This is a genomic window from Variovorax sp. 01T439_2 (genome assembly GCF_056398445.1).
Window position 1 is genome coordinate 1 of sequence record NZ_JBFTPJ010001226.1, and the last position, 1,360, is coordinate 1,360.

Sequence of the window (1,360 nt, forward strand, 5' to 3'; positions counted from 1 at the left end):
ATTGAGAACTACGTCGCTGCGGCCTTGCCGGATCAGCTGATCTCGCCCATCTGCGATTGCAGATAGTTCTGCACGCCGACCTTGTCGATCAGGTCGATCTGGGTTTCGAGGAAGTCGATGTGTTCTTCCGTGTCGTCCAGGATCTCCTGCAGCAGGTCGCGCGAAACGTAGTCGCGCACCGTCTCGCAGTAGGCGATGCCGTCCTTGATGGTGGCTTGCGCACCGGTTTCGGCGCCCAGGTCGCAGCTCAGCAGTTCGGGCACGTCCTCGCCGATGTTCAGCTTGCCCAGGTCCTGCAGGTTCGGCAGGCCGTCGAGCATGAAGATGCGGTCCATCAGCTTGTCGGCGTGCTTCATTTCGCCGATCGATTCCTCGTATTCCTTCTTGGCCAGCTTGTCCAGGCCCCAGTGCTTGAGCATGCGGTAGTGCAGGAAGTACTGGTTGATGGCAGTGAGCTCGTTCTTGAGCTGCGCCTGCAGATGTTCGATGACCTTGGGGTCGCCCTTCATGTTCTTTTCCTTGTTCTGAAAGCACCGATTGTGAGAGGGGCTGGCGAGCCCTTGCAAGCAATCCCATGCTGCACCGGTCTGCATGCGTGTGATGGTGATACACGTTCGTATTGCGGCCTGCCGAACAACAGCGCGGAGCCGATCGCAAACATAGCAAGCTCCAATACTTTCAATAGCCCATAACTATTGAAAATATGAGATTGGTAGTTATACTCATGGCTCGCACTTATTTTTGTCCACCCGCAGCATCCAAGGAATCACCATGTCCCTGATCAACACCCAAGTCCAACCCTTCAAGACCCAGGCCTACCTCAACGGCAAGTTCATCGATGTGTCCGACGAGACGCTCAAGGGCAAATGGTCCGTGCTGATCTTCATGCCCGCAGCCTTCACCTTCAACTGCCCGACCGAAGTCGAAGACGCGGCCGACAACTACCCCGAGTTCCAGAAGCTGGGTGCCGAGGTCTACATCGTGACCACCGACACGCACTTCTCGCACAAGGTCTGGCACGACACGTCGCCGGCCGTCGGCAAGGCCAAGTTCCCCCTGGTGGGCGACCCCACCCACACGCTGACCAACGCTTTCGGCGTGCACATCCCCGAAGAAGGCCTGGCACTGCGCGGCACCTTCGTGATCAATCCGGAAGGCATCATCAAGACCGCCGAAGTGCACTCCAACGAAATCGCCCGCGACGTCAAGGAAACCCTGCGCAAGCTGAAGGCAGCGGTCTACACCGCCGCCCATCCGAACGAAGTCTGCCCGGCCAAGTGGAACGAAGGCGACAAGACCATCGCGCCGTCGTTCGACCTCGTCGGCAAGATCTAAGCGCCCCCCGCGCGAGGGCCTCCTC

2 protein-coding genes are annotated in these 1,360 nt (G+C 58.8%); one reads left to right on the forward strand and one right to left on the reverse strand.

The genetic code is table 11. The features are described 5' to 3' along the window. Window positions 1-32: 32 nt before the first annotated feature. Window positions 33-509 carry a bacterioferritin gene (gene bfr / locus AC1DOC_RS33790; protein ID WP_012746953.1) on the reverse strand — a complete coding sequence of 159 codons (477 nt, stop codon included), beginning with the start codon at window positions 507-509 and terminating at the stop codon, window positions 33-35. Between the two features lie 262 nt (window positions 510-771). Here bfr and ahpC point away from each other — a divergent pair, with 262 nt between their 5' ends. Next, window positions 772-1,335 carry an alkyl hydroperoxide reductase subunit C gene (gene ahpC / locus AC1DOC_RS33795; protein ID WP_007830764.1) on the forward strand — a complete coding sequence of 188 codons (564 nt, stop codon included), beginning with the start codon at window positions 772-774 and terminating at the stop codon, window positions 1,333-1,335. The last annotated feature ends 25 nt before the right edge of the window (window positions 1,336-1,360 follow it).